Raw genomic sequence first — 15623 nt, forward strand, 5'->3', positions numbered from 1 at the left:
GAGGCGCTCAGTGGCCGCGGGGATCCCCCCGGCCGCTGAGCGCCTCGTCCGCTTCCTTGGCCAGTTCGTCGGCGATGGCCGTGCCGCCGGGGCTGCCGAGGAACTCCGAGACCCGGATCTGCACGACCTTGCTGAACGTCTGGTAGTGGGCGCTGCGCGGGCGCGGCTGGGCCGCCCGCAGCGCGGCGTACAGCGTCCGGGTGTACGACGGCACCTGCCCCGGCCGCGGCACCGGCGGCGAGCCGGCGCCCCGCTCACCGCGCTGGGCGTCCCCGGGCGGCAGCGGGCACGAGGGGGCGCCCGCCCCCTCCCGGTAGGCCGAGTCGCGGGTCGCGGCGAAGCCCCGTTCCAGCAGGCAGCGCTCGCTGCCGCGGCCGGTCAGCGCCTCGATCAGCGCGCGGGCGCCCTCGGGCCGGGTGGTGTGCGCGGAGAGGGCGAGGTTCTGCCCGCCCAGGACGGACATCCGTTTGCCGTCGGAGGAGCGGGCCGGCAACTGGGCGACGTCGAACTGGACGCCGGGGGTGAGCTTCTCGGCGACCGAGGCGTACTCGACGGGCCAGTTGCGCATGAACAGCGCCCGGCCGTCGGCGAACCAGCGGCGGCTCTCGGTCTCGTCCATCGTCGTGACCTCGTGCGGCATGAGCGCATCGAGCCGGAGCTTGAGGTCGCCGACGCCCTGCTGGAGCGAGCCGACCTGCGCGCCCTTGGTGAAGCTGGTGGCGTCCGGATCGCCGCCCGCGTCCCAGGCGGCCTCCAGGGTGTTGACGGTCAGCCCTTCGTACGGCCGCAGCTGGGCGACCATGCCGTACATCCGGGGTGGCTGCTTCTTCCCCTTCGGCGTCCGGGCGGCGTCGCGGTTGTAGTCCGCCGCGACCTGCTCGGCCATGGTGGTCAGATCCCCCCAGCTGGCGGGCGGTTCGTCATGGCCGTACTTCTTGAGGACGTCCTTGCGGTAGTAGAGCAGCCCGGCGTCGGTGTTGAAGGGGACGCCCCAGACCTTGCCGTCGTACGCGGCCGTCTTGACGACGGAGCCGAGGAAGTCGCCGTCCAGGCTCGTGCCCCAGGGCTGGATCACGCCCGCCTCGGCGAACTCCGCGGTCCAGGCGACATCGATGTTCAGGACGTCGTAGCCGCCGTTGCCGGACTGACCGGCCGCCAGCAGCTGGCTGCGCTGGCCGTCGGCGGTGTCGGGGAGGGTGACGATGCGTACGGTGCGGCCGCTGCGCCGCTCGAAGGCGCGGATGAGGTCCTGGCGGACGCCGGAGCTGCTGAGGTCGCTGCCGGTGGCCAGCACGATCGGCCCCTTCTCGGGGAGCGGCCCGGGGCCCGATGTGCAGCCGCTCGCCGCGGCCAGGGTCAGAGCGGCCAGCGCGATACGCGTCAGAGTGCGCGAGAGCGTCACTTGTCCCCCTTTGCCGCGGTGCCGATCGAGGCGATGAAACCGGCGAGTTGATCGGGCGCCCCGGGGCTCCCGGTCACACAGCGGCCCTTCGAGGCGCCGGCCAGCCCTTGGAGCGCAAAGGTGTCGCAGCCGGAGCGGCCCATCGACAGCGTCAGCACCGGCACGTCGGGACCGTCCTTCAGCAGCTCGGTGAGCGTCTTCTCGACGCCCGCGGCGCGCCGGGGCTGGCCGTCGTCCTGGTCGAGGATCAGCACGATGGCGTTGTTGGTGCCCTTGGCCTGCTTCATGGTGCGGACGGCGGCGGTCAGGGCCTCCTCCATCGCGGCGCCGTGGTCGACCAGTTCGCCGCCCGCGATCCGCGCCAGCGCGGCCCGGCCGGGGGCCGGATCGGCGGTGCCGAGCGGGACCGCCCTGCGCACCGCATCGGGGTCGTCGGGGTGGGCGGGGTCGGGAAAGGTCCACAGCCCGTACGTGTGGTGGGCGCCGACCATCTCCAGCGCGCGGCCGACCGCCGCGGCGGCGACGGGCAGTTTGCCGCCGTCGGCCATGGAGGTGGAGGTGTCCATCAGGATCAGCAACTGGCTGGACTTCTGGGCCTTGGCGTAGCCGTCCAGCACCTCGGCCACCTGGTCCGGGTCCGCGGTGAAGGGGACGACGGGGGCCTGCGGATCGGTCTCGGTGCGGCTGTCGAGCAGCGGTGAGCCCTTCGCCGGCTGCGGCATCGCGCCGTCCTTGCCGGGAACCCCGCGGTAGCCCTGCGCGACGAGGATGCGCTGCCCGCCGTCCGGGTCGCGCAGCCACTCGCCGAAGCGGTCGACGGCGGCCCGGCGGGCGGTGGCGTCGGCGGCGCCGCGCCAGGCGACGCGGATCAGCGGGTGGTCGAGGGCCGGGACGTTCTTGGGGTAGTAGGCGGCGTAGCGGTCGCGCAGCGGGAGCGGTCCGGAGCCGGCCGGGCAACTCCCCGTGGCGTGGCCGAGGTTGAAGTCGGCGAGGGATTTCTCGGAGACCAGCGGAGCGGACCGCGCGGCGGCCCCGGAGCCGGCCGCGGCACCGGCGTCGGCGCCCGCGTCGGGGCGCAGCGAGCACAGCAGCTCGGTGCTGCCGGCGTACTGGCTGCCGGGGGCCGAGAGCCGACTCTCGGCGTCGTCGGCGACGGCGGGGTCGGGGCCGGTGCCCGCGGAGCCGAGGGCGGCGCCGTCGTGGGCGAGATAGAGGCCGATGGTGTGCAGCAGGCCGGTGCCGGACAGGACGGGGCTGGGGCGCAGCAGTTTGAGATTGCGGTGGTCGGCGTCGGTGCCGGTGAGCAGCTCCCGCCAGGTGGCGGCGTCCGGTTCGACGTCGTCCAGCCGCTTGGTCGTCGGGATGCCGACGACCAGCGGGGTGTAGGCGACGGGGCCCGTGTTGCGCAGGGCCGCCGGGGATCCGGTGGCGGGCAGGGCGCGGCGGGCCTCGTCGTAGTCGGCGCTCGACTCGGGGATCCACAGGTCGGGCTGCGGGCCGGGCCGGTAGAGGGGGTCGGTGCCCTTGTCGCCGGCTGCGCCGCCGCCGCTGCCCTGGGCCTCGCCCTGCCAGCGGGCGGCGGCGGCGAAGCCCTGGTCGATCTGGTCCTTGGCGGCGGAGTAGACGGTGATCTGGGCGCGCCGGCAGCCGTCGGCGTAGTCGCCCTCGCCGGCGAGGGGGCGGGTGTTGGCGGCGGACATCTCGTAGGCGAAGGCCGCCTGGCGCAGGGCGGGTTCGGCCTCGGGGGCGGTCAGCAGCCGCAGTTCGAGGGCGGGGCGGCAGGCCGGCGGCTCGCCGGGGAGGCTCAGCAGGACGATGCCGCCGGTGGCCGGTACGAGGACGATCGCCAGGATGAGCAGCAGCCGGACCCAGTGCCGCAGAAAGGGGTTGAGCCAGCGGCGTAAGCGGATCCGCAGCGGGGTCCGGGGCCGGGGCTCGGAGGTGGCGAAGGAGAGGACGACGTCGTCGGTGGTGTTCTGCTGCGCGGAGCGGGGCTCCCATACGTCGCCCATCGGGGTGCGTTCGTCGGCCAGTTCGTCGCGCAGCGTACGGACCAGGTCCTCGAAGGTGACACAGCGCCGGCCCGGGATACCGCGGCCGAGGATGCGCACCACGGCGCGGGTGAAGACGCTGCCGCCGACCGGTTCGTCGCCGCTGAAGACGCGGCGGTTGGGCTGCGCGGCCATCAGCAGCGACATGGGTTTGCGGGAGGAGTGGAACGCCTCCCCGGCGTTGCCGGAGTAGCAGCACTCCAGGATGATCACGATCCGGTCGGCGCGTGCGTTGTCCAGGTAGCGCAGCACCAGGTCCTGCCAGGAGACGGTCTTGTGCCGCGCCTTGGAGGCGCCGACCATCAGCTGGAGGTTGCCGCCGTCCGAGCCGACCCGGCCGTGCCCGGAGAAGTGCACCAGCAGCAGTCCGCGCGCCTCGGCGGTGACCGCGTCCAGCGCCTGCTCCACCTCCCAGGGCTCCTGCGGACGGCAGATACGGACCTCGCCCTTGGTGAACAGGTCGGTTGCCGGATCGACCAGGACCCGTTCCAGTTCCTCGGCGTTGTCCTTCACCGCGGGCAGCGGGCGCAGATGCTGGTAGTCGCTGACACAGATCAGCAGCGCCCGGTTGACCTTGCCCCGTGCGTCGTATTCGGACATCCGCTCAGTCCCCGGCGGTGCTGCCGCCTTCGGCGCCGCCGAGCTCGCGCAGCGGGCCGTCGCCCTCGCCGACCGCGACGGCGGGTTCCTCGCCCTGGCTGCGCTCCTCCCGGCGGCGGCGCAGCCACTCCCGGAGGGCGATGGTCAGGCCCTTGGTGACCTCCGCGGCGACCGCGCCGACGACGGCGAGGATCACATCGTCGACGCCCAGGGCCATATCGGCCGGGCCCGCCGCCCCGGCGCCGTCGTCCTCACCGGCCGGCCGCGGGCGCTGCGTCCACTCGTGCGGCCGCTGCGTCAGCCAGGGCTCCCGCTCCAGCCAGGCGCGCAGATCCGCGGCGTCCTGTTCGGGATTGTGCGTCCCCGAGATCCTGATCCGGATCTCCTGACGTTCGGCGCTGTTCGGCATCCCCCGACCCCCTTCCGGCGGGCCTCATCGCCCACCGTGCACCAGATAGTGACGCGGGATCAGTCCCAGGGGCAACTCCCGGTGATCCTCCGACCACCCTGTGGTCCGCACCACACCCCCTGGCACAGGGCTGCGCCGCAGGTCAAGGGTGAGTTGACGGGCATTCGCGGAGCGTGGTGGACTGCCCGGGCCAATCGGCGACAGCAGAGGAAGTCCGGTGCGAATCCGGCGCGGTCCCGCCACTGTCACCGGGGAGCGTTCCTCCGAGCGACGGCCACGGCCCGTGTTCCTCACGGGCGGGAAGGCCGGGGGCGACGCCGATCCGGGAGCCAGGAGACTCTTGTCGCCGTCACGTCGAGCCAGGGCGCGGACCCTGAGTGAGGACACCATCGCCATGCCCGGCCGCAGCAGTTCCCGACGCCCCCGTCCCTTTGAGGCCATGCCTCACCGAGGCCCGGCGGCGGTCTGATCCGATGCGCGGCGAACACGCGGGATATGCGTGCGGCGCGGCCCTGGGCTTTCTCGGCGACCTGATCGCGGCGGATCCCCGGCGCGGCCATCCGGTGGCCGCCTTCGGCCGGGCCGCGGCCGCGGCCGAACGCCGGCTGTGGCGCGACCATCGCGGATACGGAGCGGTGCACACCGTGGTGTGCGCGGGCGGTGCGACGGCCGCCGCGGCGCTGGTGCAGCGCACCGTACGCACGCCGGCGGCGCGGATCGCGCTGACCGGGGTCACCGTCTGGGCGGTGCTCGGCGGCACCTCGCTCGGCCGGGAGGCGCGGGCGGTCGGCGAGGCGCTGACGGCGGGCGATCTGGCGGCGGCGCGGGCGCGGCTGCCGCATCTGTGCGGCCGCGATCCGCAGGCGCTGGACGGGCCGCAGATGGCCCGCGCGGTGGTGGAGTCGGTCGCCGAGAACACCTCGGACGCGGTGGTGGGTGCCCTGGTGTGGGGCGCGTTGGGCGGTGTGCCCGGTCTGGTGGCGTTCCGGGCGGTGAACACCCTGGATGCGATGGTCGGTCATAAATCGCCGCGGCACCGCCGGTTCGGCTGGGCGGCGGCCCGTCTGGACGATGTGGCCGGCTGGCCCGGATCCCGGCTGACCGCCGCGCTGACCGTGCTCGCGGGCCCCGACCGGCGCGGCGCGCTGCGGGCCTGGCGGGCCGACGGCGGGGCGCATCCGAGCCCCAATGCGGGCCCGGTGGAGGCGTCGTTCGCGGGGGCGCTCGGCGTACGGCTGGGCGGCACCCTGGCGTACGGCGGCCGGATCGAGCACCGGCCGGTGCTCAACGGGGCGGCGCCGCCGCCCGCCGTGCCCGATATCGAGCGGGCGGTACGGCTCTCGCGCCGGGTCGGCGCCCTGGCGCTGGCGGCCACGGTCGCGGGCCGGCTGGCGGCGGGCGCGCTACGACACAGGAGGAGGACCCGGTGAACGGGCGGTTCGGGCAATCCGGGAATCCGGGCGGCGGCCTGCTGGTGGCCGGTACGACGTCGGACGCGGGCAAGAGCGTGGTGACGGCGGGCATCTGCCGCTGGCTGGTCCGGCAGGGCGTCAAGGTGGCCCCGTTCAAGGCGCAGAACATGTCGCTCAACTCCTTCGTCACCCGCGAGGGGGCGGAGATCGGGCGGGCGCAGGCGATGCAGGCGGCCGCGGCGCGGGTGGAGCCGACCGCGCTGATGAACCCCGTCCTGCTCAAACCGGGAGGCGAGCGCAGCAGCCAGGTGGTGCTGCTGGGCAAGCCGGTGGGTGAGTTGAGCGCCCGCGGCTACCACGCGGGGCGGCAGGAGGAGCTGTTCGGTACGGTCACCGACTGCCTGGCCGAACTCCGCCGTACCCACGACGCGGTGATCTGCGAGGGCGCCGGCAGCCCCGCCGAGATCAACCTGCGACGCAGCGACATCGTCAACATGGGCATCGCGCGGGCGGCCCGCCTCCCGGTGGTGGTGGTCGGCGACATCGACCGCGGCGGCGTCTTCGCCTCCTTCTTCGGGACCACGGCGCTGCTGTCGCCGGAGGACCAGGCGCTGGTCGCCGGATACCTCGTCAACAAGTTCCGCGGCGATGTCACCTTGCTGGAGCCCGGACTGGAGATGCTCAGGCAGCTGACCGGGCGGCCGACGCTGGGCGTGCTGCCGTACGCGCACGGGCTGGGCATCGACGAGGAGGACGGTCTGAGGGTGTCGCTGCGCGGCGCGGTCCGCGAGAGCGTGGTGGCCCCGCCGGTCGGCGCGGATGTGCTGCGGGTCGCGGTGTGTGCCGTCCCGCTGATGTCCAACTTCACCGATGTGGATGCGCTGGCCGCCGAACCGGGTGTGGTGGTGCGCTTCGTGGACCGCGCCGAGGAGCTGGCGGATGCGGACCTGGTGGTGCTGCCCGGGACGCGGGGGACGGTACGCGCGCTGGCCTGGCTGCGCGAGCGCGGACTGGCGGACGCGATCGCCCGGCGGGCCGCGGAGGGACGCCCGGTGCTGGGCATCTGCGGCGGCTACCAGATGCTGGGCGAGCGCATCGAGGACGAGGTCGAGTCGAAGGCGGGCACGGTCGCGGGGCTGGGGCTGCTGCCGGTGCGGGTGCGCTTCGCGCCGGACAAGACCCTCGCACGCCCCGTCGGCACGGCGCTGGGCGAGCCGGTGGAGGGGTACGAGATCCACCATGGCGTGGCCGAGGTGTCCGGGGGCGAGACGTTCCTCTCCGATGACCAGGGGCGCAGCCTGGACGGCTGCCGGGCCGGCTCGGTGTGGGGCACGCACTGGCACGGCTCCCTGGAGAGCGACGGCTTTCGCCGGGCGTTCCTGCGGCGGGTGGCGGCGGACGCGGGCCGGGCCTTCGTCCCGGCCCCCGACACCCGCTTCGGCGCGCTGCGCGAGGAGCAGCTGGACCGGCTCGGCGATCTGATCGAGGAACACGCCGACACCGGCGCGCTGCTGCGGCTGATCGAGAAGGGGGTGCCGGCGGGGCTGCCGTTCGTACCGCCGGGGGCGCCCCGCCCTGTTGACCCGTCCGACCACAGCGATTCCCTTGAAGGAGGGCGCACCACATGAGCACCCGGTACCCGTTCACCGCCGTCGTCGGGATGACCGACCTGCGGCTGGCGTTGCTGCTCAACGCCGTGAGCCCGGCGGTGGGCGGCGTCCTCGTACGCGGCGAGAAGGGCACGGCGAAGAGCACCGCGGTGCGTGCGCTCGCGGACCTGCTGCCCGAGGTGCCCGTGGTCGCGGGCTGCCGCTTCAGCTGTGACCCCGGCGCGCCGGACGCCCGGTGCCCCGACGGGCCGCACGAGGCGGGCGCGGGCGCCTCCCGTGCGGCCAGGATGGTCGAGCTTCCCGTGGGGGCGTCCGAGGACCGCCTGGTCGGCGCGCTGGACATCGAGCGGGCGCTGTCCGAGGGGGTCAAGGCGTTCGAGCCGGGGCTGCTCGCCGACGCGCACCGCGGGATCCTGTACGTCGACGAGGTCAACCTGCTGCACGACCACCTGATCGACCTCCTGCTGGACGCCGCCGCCATGGGCGCCTCCTACGTGGAGCGCGAGGGCGTCTCCGTGCGCCATGCCTCCCGCTTTCTGCTCGTCGGGACGATGAACCCCGAAGAGGGCGAGCTGCGGCCGCAGTTGCTGGACCGGTTCGGGCTGACCGTCGAGGTGGCGGCGTCCCGGGAGCCGGCGCAGCGGGTGGAGGTCGTCCGGCGGCGACTGGCGTACGAGGACGATCCGGCCGGTTTCGCGGAGCGCTGGGCCGGTGAGGAGGCGGCGCTGCGGGAGCGGATCGCCGCGGCGCGGGCGCTGCTGCCGGACGTGGTCCTGGGTGAGAGGGCGCTGCACCAGATCGCCGCGGCCTGCGCCGCGTTCGAGGTGGACGGGATGCGCGCGGACATCGTGATGGCCCGGACGGCGACGGCGCTGGCCGCGTGGGCGGGGCGGACCGAGGTCCGCTCGGAGGACGTCCGGCAGGCGGCGCTGCTGGCGCTGCCGCACCGCAGGCGGCGCAATCCCTTCGACGCTCCCGGCCTGGACGAGGACAAACTGGACGAGGTGCTGGAGGAGTTCGGCGGCGCGGACGGGGACGACGACCCGGATCCGGAGCCGGAGGGCCCGGACGGCGGACCGGACGGCGGTCCCGACGGCGGGCCGGACGGCGGCGGCCCCGGTGGCGTGCCCCCGCAGGGCGGCGGCCAGGAGGGCCCCGACCGGCAGACTCCGCCCACCGGGCCGGAGGCGGACGCCCCCGGGGCGCCGCCGGAGGGGCCGGCCGCCGCTCCCGAACAGGAGCCGGCCGGGCAGCCCGCGCCGTCCGCACAGGGCGGCGAACAGGCCGCCGTGGGCGCCGCCGAGCCGTTCCGTACGCGGCGGCTGGACGTCCCGGGGCTGGGCGAGGGCGCCGACGGCCGCCGCTCGCGGGCCCGTACCGCCCATGGCCGTACCACCGGGGCCCGGCGGCCCAAGGGCGCCCTCGGCGCGCTGCACCTGTCGGCGACCGTACGGGCCGCCGCGCCGCACCAGCATGCGCGCGGCCGCAGCGGCCCGGGGTTGGTGGTGCGCCGGGACGATCTGCGCGAGGCGGTGCGCGAGGGGCGGGAGGGCAATCTGGTCCTGTTCGTCGTGGATGCGTCCGGGTCGATGGCGGCGCGCAAGCGGATGGGCGCGGTCAAGGGCGCGGTGCTCTCGCTGCTGCTCGACGCCTACCAGCGGCGCGACAAGATCGGCATGATCACTTTCCGGGGGAAGGGCGCCGAGCTGGCGCTGCCCCCGACGTCCTCGGTCGAGGCGGGCGCGGCGCGGCTGGCGCAGCTGCCGACGGGGGGCCCTACGCCGCTGTCGGAGGGGCTGCTGAGGGCCCATGAGGTGCTGCGGGTGGAGCGGCTGCGGGATCCTTCGCGGCGGCCGCTGCTGGTGGTCGTCACGGACGGGCGGGCGACGGGCGGGCCGGAGCCCCGGCTGCGGGCCGCCCGTGCGGCCCGGCTGCTGGCCGCCGAGGGCACCGCCAGTGTCGTGGTCAACTGCGAGACCGGCCCCGTACGGCTGGGCCTGGCGGCCGAGCTGGCCGGGGAGCTGCACGGCACCGCCGTCACCCTCGACGAACTGCGCGCGGAGAGCGTCTCCGCGCTCGTGCACACCGTTCAAGGCACCCGGTCCGGTCACCGTGACCGGGCCGGTCACAGCAATCGGAGGGCCGCGTAATGCCTCAGGGACAACCGACCGTCGTACCGGACGACGGGCTCACCACGCGTCAGCGCCGCAACCGGCCGCTGGTGTTCGTGCACACCGGGACTGGCAAGGGGAAGTCCACGGCGGCCTTCGGTCTGGCGCTGCGGGCCTGGAACCAGGGCTGGCCGATCGGGGTGTTCCAGTTCGTGAAGTCGGCGAAGTGGAAGGTCGGCGAGGAGCGGGCGCTGAAGGTGCTCGGCGACTCCGGCGAGGGCGGGACGGTCGCCTGGCACAAGATGGGCGAGGGCTGGTCGTGGGTGCAGCGCGACTCCCAGTTCAGCAACGAGGAGGCGGCGCGCGAGGGCTGGGCGCAGGTGCGGCGCGACCTCGCCGCGGAGACCTACAAGCTCTATGTCCTGGACGAGTTCGCCTACCCGCTGAAATGGGGCTGGATCGACACCGACGAGGTGGTGTCGGTGCTCCGCGACCGCCCCGGCACCCAGCACGTCGTGATCACCGGGCGGGGCGCCCCCGAGCCGCTGCTGGACTTCGCCGATCTCGTGACGGACATGACGAAGGTCAAGCACCCCATGGACGCCGGCCAGAAGGGCCAGCGGGGTATCGAGTGGTGAAGGCACAATGACCGGGACCGCGATCCCCCGTCTCGTCATCGCCGCGCCCTCCTCCGGCGCGGGCAAGACGACCGTCGCCACCGGCCTGATGGCGGCCTTCGCCGAGGCCGGTCTGACGGTCTCGCCGCACAAGGTCGGGCCGGACTACATCGACCCGGGCTACCACTCCCTGGCCACCGGCCGCCCCGGCCGCAATCTGGACGCGTATCTGTGCGGCCCGGAGCGGATCGCCCCGCTGTTCCTGCACGGCGCGGCGGGCGCGGACCTGGCGGTCGTGGAGGGCGTGATGGGGCTGTTCGACGGCGCGTCCGGTAGGGGCGAACTGTCGTCGACGGCGCAGGTGGCCAAGCTGCTGCGGGCGCCTGTGGTGCTGGTCGTGGACGCCTCGTCGCAGTCCCGGTCGGTGGCCGCGCTGGTGCACGGCTTCGCGTCCTGGGACCCGGAGGTGCGGCTGGCCGGGGTGATCCTCAACAAGGTCGGCTCGGAGCGCCATGAGGCGCTGCTGCGCGAGGCGATGGACTCGTCCGGAGTGCCGGTGCTGGGCGCGCTGCGGCGTACCCAGCAGGCCCGTACGCCCTCGCGGCATCTGGGCCTGGTGCCGGTCGCCGAACGCCGCGCCGAGGCGGTGGAGTCGGTACGGGAGCTGGCCGCGCGGGTGCGCGAGGGCTGCGACCTGGAGGCGCTGCTGGCGCTGGCGCGCGGGGTGCCGGCGCTGCCGGACGCGCCCTGGGACCCGGCCGCGGAGGCCGGCGCCGGGGCCGGGGCCGGCGGGGACCGGCCGCGGATCGCCGTCGCGGGCGGTGCCGCGTTCACCTTCTCGTATGCCGAGCATGCCGAGCTGCTGACCGCGGCGGGCGCCGAGGTGGTGCCCTTCGATCCGCTGCACGACGAGCAACTGCCGCCCGGCACCCGGGGGTTGGTGATCGGCGGCGGCTTCCCCGAGGTGTACGCACCGGAGCTGTCGGCGAACGCGCCGCTGCGCGCGGCGGTGGCCGCCCTGGCCGCGGGCGGGGCACCGGTGTCCGCGGAGTGCGCCGGGCTGCTGTATCTGTCCCGCTCGATAGACGGCCGGCCGATGTGCGGGGTGCTGCCCGCCGACGCCCGGATGACCGAACGGCTCACGCTGGGCTACCGGGAGGCGGTGGCGCTGAGCGACAACGCCCTGGCGGCGGCGGGGACGCGGGTGCGCGGCCATGAGTTCCACCGCACGGCGCTGGAGCCGGGCGCGGGCGCCGCCCCGGCGTGGGGGATGACGCATCCCGAGCGGCGGGTGGAGGGTTTCGTCAGCGGCGGGGTGCATGCATCGTATCTGCATGTGCACTGGGCGGCCGAGCCGGCGCTGGCGCGGCGGCTGGTGGCGAGCGCGGCGGCCGGCTTCCGGTGAGCGGGGCTCCGGTGGTCGTCGGGGTCGGTGCCGGGCGCGGGGTCCCGGTGTCCGAGGTCCTGGAGCTGATCGCGGCCGCCCGCGCGGCGGCGGGGTGTGCGCACCGCCCGCTGGCGGCGCTGGCGACGGTGGCGGCCAAGGCCGACGAGCCGGGGCTGGTCGGGGCGGCGCGGCGGCTGGGGGTGCCGCTGTGGTCGTATCCGGCCGGGGCGCTGGCCGCCGTCGAGGTTCCGGCGCCTTCCGGGGCCGCGGCGGCCGCCGTCGGGACGCCGAGCGTCGCCGAGGCGGCCGCGCTGCTGGCCGCCGGGCCGGGCGGGCAACTGCTCGCGGGCAAGCGGAAATCGGCGCCCCGGGGGCGCCCGGCGCGGGCGACCTGCGCACTCGCCGTACCGGGCAGTAACGGTTAACCCCGTCCTTACCGCTGGTAGGAGGGGAGCGCCCGCCGCCGTCTCCCCTGCTGCCGATATCGTCATGACCTCTCCCAACCCGCTCCGCCGTGGCCCGGATCGGCGGACGACGGTCTTCGGCGACAAGGCACCCGACAGCGAACCACCCGGTACCAAGGAGACCTAGTGACCACCCCTCCCGCATTGCTCATCGCCGGTCACGGCACCCGTGACGAAGGCGGGGCCGAGACCCTGCGCACGCTGGTGCGGGTGCTCGCCGCCCGCCATCCGGACGTGCCCGTCGCCGGCGGTTTCTTCGGCGCGGCCGACTCGCCGCTGCCGCTGGCCGACGCCGTCGACGAACTGGCCGGACGGGGCGTCACCCGTCTCGTCGCCGTACCGCTGCTGCCGGCCCCCACCGGTGCGGCCGGGGAGACCCTGGAATCCGCGCTGGCGCGGGCCGCCGGCCGCCACCCCGGCCTCGACCACACCTGCGGTGCGGAACTGGGCCCGCACCCCCGGCTGCTGGAGGTGCTGGAGCGGCGGCTGGACGAGGCGTTGGGCGGCGGGGTGCGGCGGCCCGAGGACCGGGCGCGGACGACAGTGCTGCTGGTGGCGCGCGGGGCGAGCGATCCGTATGCCAATGCCGAGGTGGTACGGGCCGCGCGGCTGCTGTGGGAGGGCCGCGGCTTCGCCGGTGTGGAGACCGCGTTCCTGACGCAGGCGGCGCCCGATGTGCCGGCCGGTCTCGACCGGTGCCGGGCGCTGGCCCCCGCGGCCCCGGTGCCGGGCGGCGTGCGCCGGATCGTGGTCCTGCCGTACTTCTTCTTTCCCGGCGGCCTGCTGGAGCGGCTGCGGATGCAGACCGAGGGGTGGGCGGCGGTGCACCCGCACACCGAAGTGCTGGGCGCCGGGGTGCTGGGCACTCCGCCCGAGGTCGCCGAGGTGGTCATGGAGCGCTACCGCGAGACGGTGGCGCGCGGCGTGCCGGACGGGGACCGGGCGGCGGCGGAGGACGCCCGGGACGCGGACGGCACGGCGCAGAAGGAGGCCGGCGACGGGGACGGGCCGCAGCCGGACGACGCCGACGGGGACGGGCAGGGCGGGGACGACCGGGGCGCACAGGAACGGGATGCGCATGCGGGCCATCGCTGACACCGGGGCCGCGACCGGCCACGAACCCGATCTGCGCCACCACGGCGACGCGGAGGTACGGGCGGCGGACGATCTGACCGACCTGGCGGTCAACGTCCGGGCCGGTACTCCCCCGGCCTGGCTCAAGGCCGAGATCGCCGCCTCGCTGGACGGTCTCGCCGCGTACCCGGACGGCCGGGCGGCGCGCCGGGCGGTGGCCGCGCGGCACGGTCTGCCGGTGGATCGGGTGCTGCTGACCTCGGGCGCCGCGGAGGCGTTCGTGCTGCTCGCCCGCGCCGTCCGGGCGCAGCGGCCGGTCGTGGTGCATCCGCAGTTCACCGAGCCCGAGGCGGCGCTGCGGGACGCCGGGCACACGGTGGAGCGGGTGCTGCTGACCGAACGGGACGGGTTCCGGCTGGCTGCGGACGCGGTGCCGTCGGATGCCGATCTGGTCGTCGTCGGCAACCCCACCAACCCCACCTCCGTCCTGCACCCCGCAAAGACCCTGGCTTCTCTGGCCCGGCCCGGCCGGACCCTGGTGGTGGACGAGGCGTTCATGGACGCGGTGCCCGGGGAGCGGGCCGCGCTGGCCGGGCGGACGGATCTGCCGGGGCTGGTCGTGCTGCGCAGCCTCACCAAGACCTGGGGGCTCGCGGGCCTGCGGATCGGCTACGTCCTGGCCACGCCCGACCTGATCGCCGATCTGGCCGCGGCGCAGCCGCTGTGGCCGGTCTCCAGCCCCGCGCTGGCCGCGGCGCGGGCCTGCACCACGCCCGCGGCGCTGGCGGAGGCGGCCGCGGCGGCCGAGGAGATCGCCGCCGACCGGGCCCATCTGCTGGCCCGGCTGGGCGAGTTCCCGACGCTGCGGGCGGTCGGCCCGGCCGAGGCGCCGTTCGTGCTGATCCGGCTGCCGGACGCCATGACGGTACGGGCCGGGCTGCGGGCGCGCGGCTTCGCGGTACGGCGCGGGGACACCTTCCCCGGCCTGGGCCCCGACTGGCTGCGGCTCGCGGTCCGGGACCGGGCGACCACCGACCGCCTCGTGACGGCGCTGGCGGAGGTGCTGGGCGCGGCGGGGTCCTGAGCGGGGCCCGGCACCGTCCTCTGGGGGTCTCGCCGGGACCTCGTGGGCACCACGCTCGGACGAGGTCCCGGCGAGGGGTGGGGCACGCCGTGCGGAGCGCGCCCCGGCCGTCCCCGTACCGGCGCCCCCACAGCACCGGCACGGGGACAGTCCGTCAGCCGCGGCCTTCCGGCGCGGCGGTGCGGCGCCGACGGACGAGACCGAACGTCCCGGCGCCCGCGGCGAGCAGCAGGGCGGAGCCCCCGGCGAGGTACGGGGTGGCCGAACTGCTTCCGGTCTCGGCGAGGTTGGTGCCGGTGTGGGAGCCGGACGGGGTGTTCACGTGGGTACCGCCGGAGGCCGAGCCGCCGGAGGAGCCGCCTGCGGCACCACCCGACTGACCGCCGGACTGGCCACCGGACTGCCCGCCCGAAGCGCCCCCGGACTGGCCCCCGCTCTGCCCGCCCGTCGTCCCGCCCGAACCGCCCTGCGGCGTCTCGCAGGTCGCCCGGGCGAGCGTGACCCGCCCCCGGACCTCGGCCACGTTCAGCTTCAACGGGTTGACATCGACGTTCAGTTCCAGCGCGGTCGCCGCCGCGCTGCGGCCCGTCACACTGTGCTTCGACAGATCGAGCCGGACCTCACCGACCCCGGGCACCTTGACGTCCGTCGTCCCGCCCGCGTGCAGCGTGACCTTCTTGCCCAGGACCAGCACGCTGCCCAGCACATTCGACGTGGCCCGCGGCCGCTCGCCCACCGCGCACACCGCCCGCGCCGTCACCTGCCGGACCTCGATCAGGGACAGCGGCCCGAGCCCGGGGACATGCACCTTCGCGCGGACGAGGTTGGCGTACCCCTCGGCCTTCTGGCGGTCGGCGGTGGCCCGCGCGGTGGCGACATCCGCGCGCAGCACGTCGAACGGCCGGCCCTGGTCGATCCCGTCGAGCCGGACGCTGAGCGCCGTCTTGTCGGCGGAGCCGGGGGCGTGCACCTCGTTGAGGGTGGCGCGCAGCGGCACATGGAGCGCCCTGGCGAGCAGCCCGACGTTCAGGTCGGTGCGGAGCACGACGGCGCCGGAGGAGCCGTGGGTGCGGCCGGTGGCCTGCGCCGGGGCGGCACCCGTGAGGACGACGGGGCCGGCCGTCAGGGCGGCGGCGACTAAGGTCGCGGCGAACCGTCGGGGCGTGCCGAAGGAGTCGGTGGAACTGGTGGACACGTGAGTGGAACCCCCACAAGAGAAATGGAGCCGCCGGCCGCGCCAATGGGGGACATCGCGCGGGCCGACGACCTCGACCCGCACATCGTGGACGCACGGAGGGTGAACGGGCAGCCACGCGAGATCAGTTCACCCTATTAGGTGATTTTCCGCTGCGCTCTAGGTTTCTCCCCACGTTGTTGTCTGACCCGCCGTAGGGGTTTGCCG

12 protein-coding genes and 1 riboswitch are annotated in these 15623 nt (G+C 75.3%); of the genes, 8 read left to right on the top strand and 4 right to left on the bottom strand.

Annotated features, from left to right (window positions below):
• Window positions 1–7: 7 nt before the first annotated feature.
• The 3 genes from B1H19_RS11365 to B1H19_RS11375 are packed head-to-tail and all read right to left on the bottom strand — an operon-like array spanning window position 8 to window position 4462.
• The gene (locus tag B1H19_RS11365; RefSeq protein WP_083104501.1) at window positions 8–1402 is read right to left on the bottom strand and encodes an extracellular solute-binding protein; all 1395 of its coding nucleotides are present in this window, start codon (window positions 1400–1402) and stop codon (window positions 8–10) included.
• Window positions 1399–4053 (bottom strand): caspase family protein, encoded by a 2655-nt coding sequence (locus tag B1H19_RS11370; RefSeq protein ID WP_083104502.1) that lies wholly within the window; start codon window positions 4051–4053, stop codon window positions 1399–1401. The genes B1H19_RS11365 and B1H19_RS11370 overlap by 4 nt, the downstream gene beginning before the upstream one ends.
• Before the next feature lie 4 nt (window positions 4054–4057).
• A complete protein-coding gene (locus B1H19_RS11375) occupies window positions 4058–4462 on the bottom strand; it encodes a hypothetical protein (protein ID WP_083104503.1) in 405 nt (134 codons plus the stop codon).
• Between the two features lie 207 nt (window positions 4463–4669).
• A riboswitch (cobalamin riboswitch) is annotated at window positions 4670–4801 on the top strand.
• Between the two features lie 134 nt (window positions 4802–4935).
• Between B1H19_RS11375 and B1H19_RS11380 the strand changes: the two genes are divergently transcribed.
• The 8 genes from B1H19_RS11380 (at window position 4936) to cobC (ending at window position 14221) form a co-directional block, all read left to right on the top strand.
• On the top strand, window positions 4936–5892 hold the full coding sequence (locus tag B1H19_RS11380) for a cobalamin biosynthesis protein (protein WP_083104504.1): 957 nt from the start codon (window positions 4936–4938) through the stop codon (window positions 5890–5892).
• Window positions 5889–7502 (top strand): cobyric acid synthase, encoded by a 1614-nt coding sequence (locus B1H19_RS11385; RefSeq protein WP_083104505.1) that lies wholly within the window; start codon window positions 5889–5891, stop codon window positions 7500–7502. The genes B1H19_RS11380 and B1H19_RS11385 overlap by 4 nt, the downstream gene beginning before the upstream one ends.
• The gene (locus tag B1H19_RS11390) at window positions 7499–9634 is read left to right on the top strand and encodes a putative cobaltochelatase (protein ID WP_083104506.1); all 2136 of its coding nucleotides are present in this window, start codon (window positions 7499–7501) and stop codon (window positions 9632–9634) included. Before B1H19_RS11385 ends, B1H19_RS11390 begins: the two co-directional genes overlap by 4 nt.
• Window positions 9634–10233 carry a cob(I)yrinic acid a,c-diamide adenosyltransferase gene (cobO, locus tag B1H19_RS11395; RefSeq protein ID WP_030068481.1) on the top strand — a complete coding sequence of 200 codons (600 nt, stop codon included), beginning with the start codon at window positions 9634–9636 and terminating at the stop codon, window positions 10231–10233. The genes B1H19_RS11390 and cobO overlap by 1 nt, the downstream gene beginning before the upstream one ends.
• A 7-nt stretch (window positions 10234–10240) precedes the next feature.
• The gene (locus B1H19_RS11400) at window positions 10241–11617 is read left to right on the top strand and encodes a cobyrinate a,c-diamide synthase (RefSeq protein WP_083104507.1); all 1377 of its coding nucleotides are present in this window, start codon (window positions 10241–10243) and stop codon (window positions 11615–11617) included.
• 11 nt (window positions 11618–11628) lie between these two features.
• Entirely contained in the window at window positions 11629–12024 is a 396-nt protein-coding gene (locus B1H19_RS11405) for a cobalamin biosynthesis protein (RefSeq protein ID WP_261340970.1), read from the top strand.
• Window positions 12025–12189: 165 nt separating this feature from the next.
• Entirely contained in the window at window positions 12190–13158 is a 969-nt protein-coding gene (locus B1H19_RS11410) for a sirohydrochlorin chelatase (protein WP_083104509.1), read from the top strand.
• On the top strand, window positions 13142–14221 hold the full coding sequence (gene cobC, locus B1H19_RS11415; protein ID WP_237289258.1) for an Rv2231c family pyridoxal phosphate-dependent protein CobC: 1080 nt from the start codon (window positions 13142–13144) through the stop codon (window positions 14219–14221). Before B1H19_RS11410 ends, cobC begins: the two co-directional genes overlap by 17 nt.
• A gap of 154 nt (window positions 14222–14375) precedes the next feature.
• Here cobC and B1H19_RS11420 read toward each other — a convergent pair whose 3' ends face one another.
• Window positions 14376–15416, bottom strand: a complete 1041-nt coding sequence (locus B1H19_RS11420; protein WP_083104511.1) for an SCO1860 family LAETG-anchored protein — start codon at window positions 15414–15416, stop codon at window positions 14376–14378.
• Between the last annotated feature and the right edge of the window lie 207 nt (window positions 15417–15623).

The organism is Streptomyces gilvosporeus (assembly GCF_002082195.1).
In the GTDB taxonomy this organism is placed as follows: Bacteria; Actinomycetota; Actinomycetes; order Streptomycetales; family Streptomycetaceae; genus Streptomyces; species Streptomyces gilvosporeus.

Bases quoted from the DNA above. Each gene is read 5' to 3' on its own strand.
- B1H19_RS11370 (WP_083104502.1), bottom strand. From the start codon at position 4,053: ATGTCCGAATACGACGCACGGGGCAAGGTCAACCGGGCGCTGCTGATC.
- B1H19_RS11375 (WP_083104503.1), bottom strand. From the start codon at position 4,462: ATGCCGAACAGCGCCGAACGTCAGGAGATCCGGATCAGGATCTCGGGG.
- B1H19_RS11380 (WP_083104504.1), top strand. From the start codon at position 4,936: ATGCGCGGCGAACACGCGGGATATGCGTGCGGCGCGGCCCTGGGCTTT.
- B1H19_RS11390 (WP_083104506.1), top strand. From the start codon at position 7,499: ATGAGCACCCGGTACCCGTTCACCGCCGTCGTCGGGATGACCGACCTG.
- cobO (WP_030068481.1), top strand. From the start codon at position 9,634: ATGCCTCAGGGACAACCGACCGTCGTACCGGACGACGGGCTCACCACG.
- B1H19_RS11400 (WP_083104507.1), top strand. From the start codon at position 10,241: ATGACCGGGACCGCGATCCCCCGTCTCGTCATCGCCGCGCCCTCCTCC.
- cobC (WP_237289258.1), top strand. From the start codon at position 13,142: ATGCGGGCCATCGCTGACACCGGGGCCGCGACCGGCCACGAACCCGAT.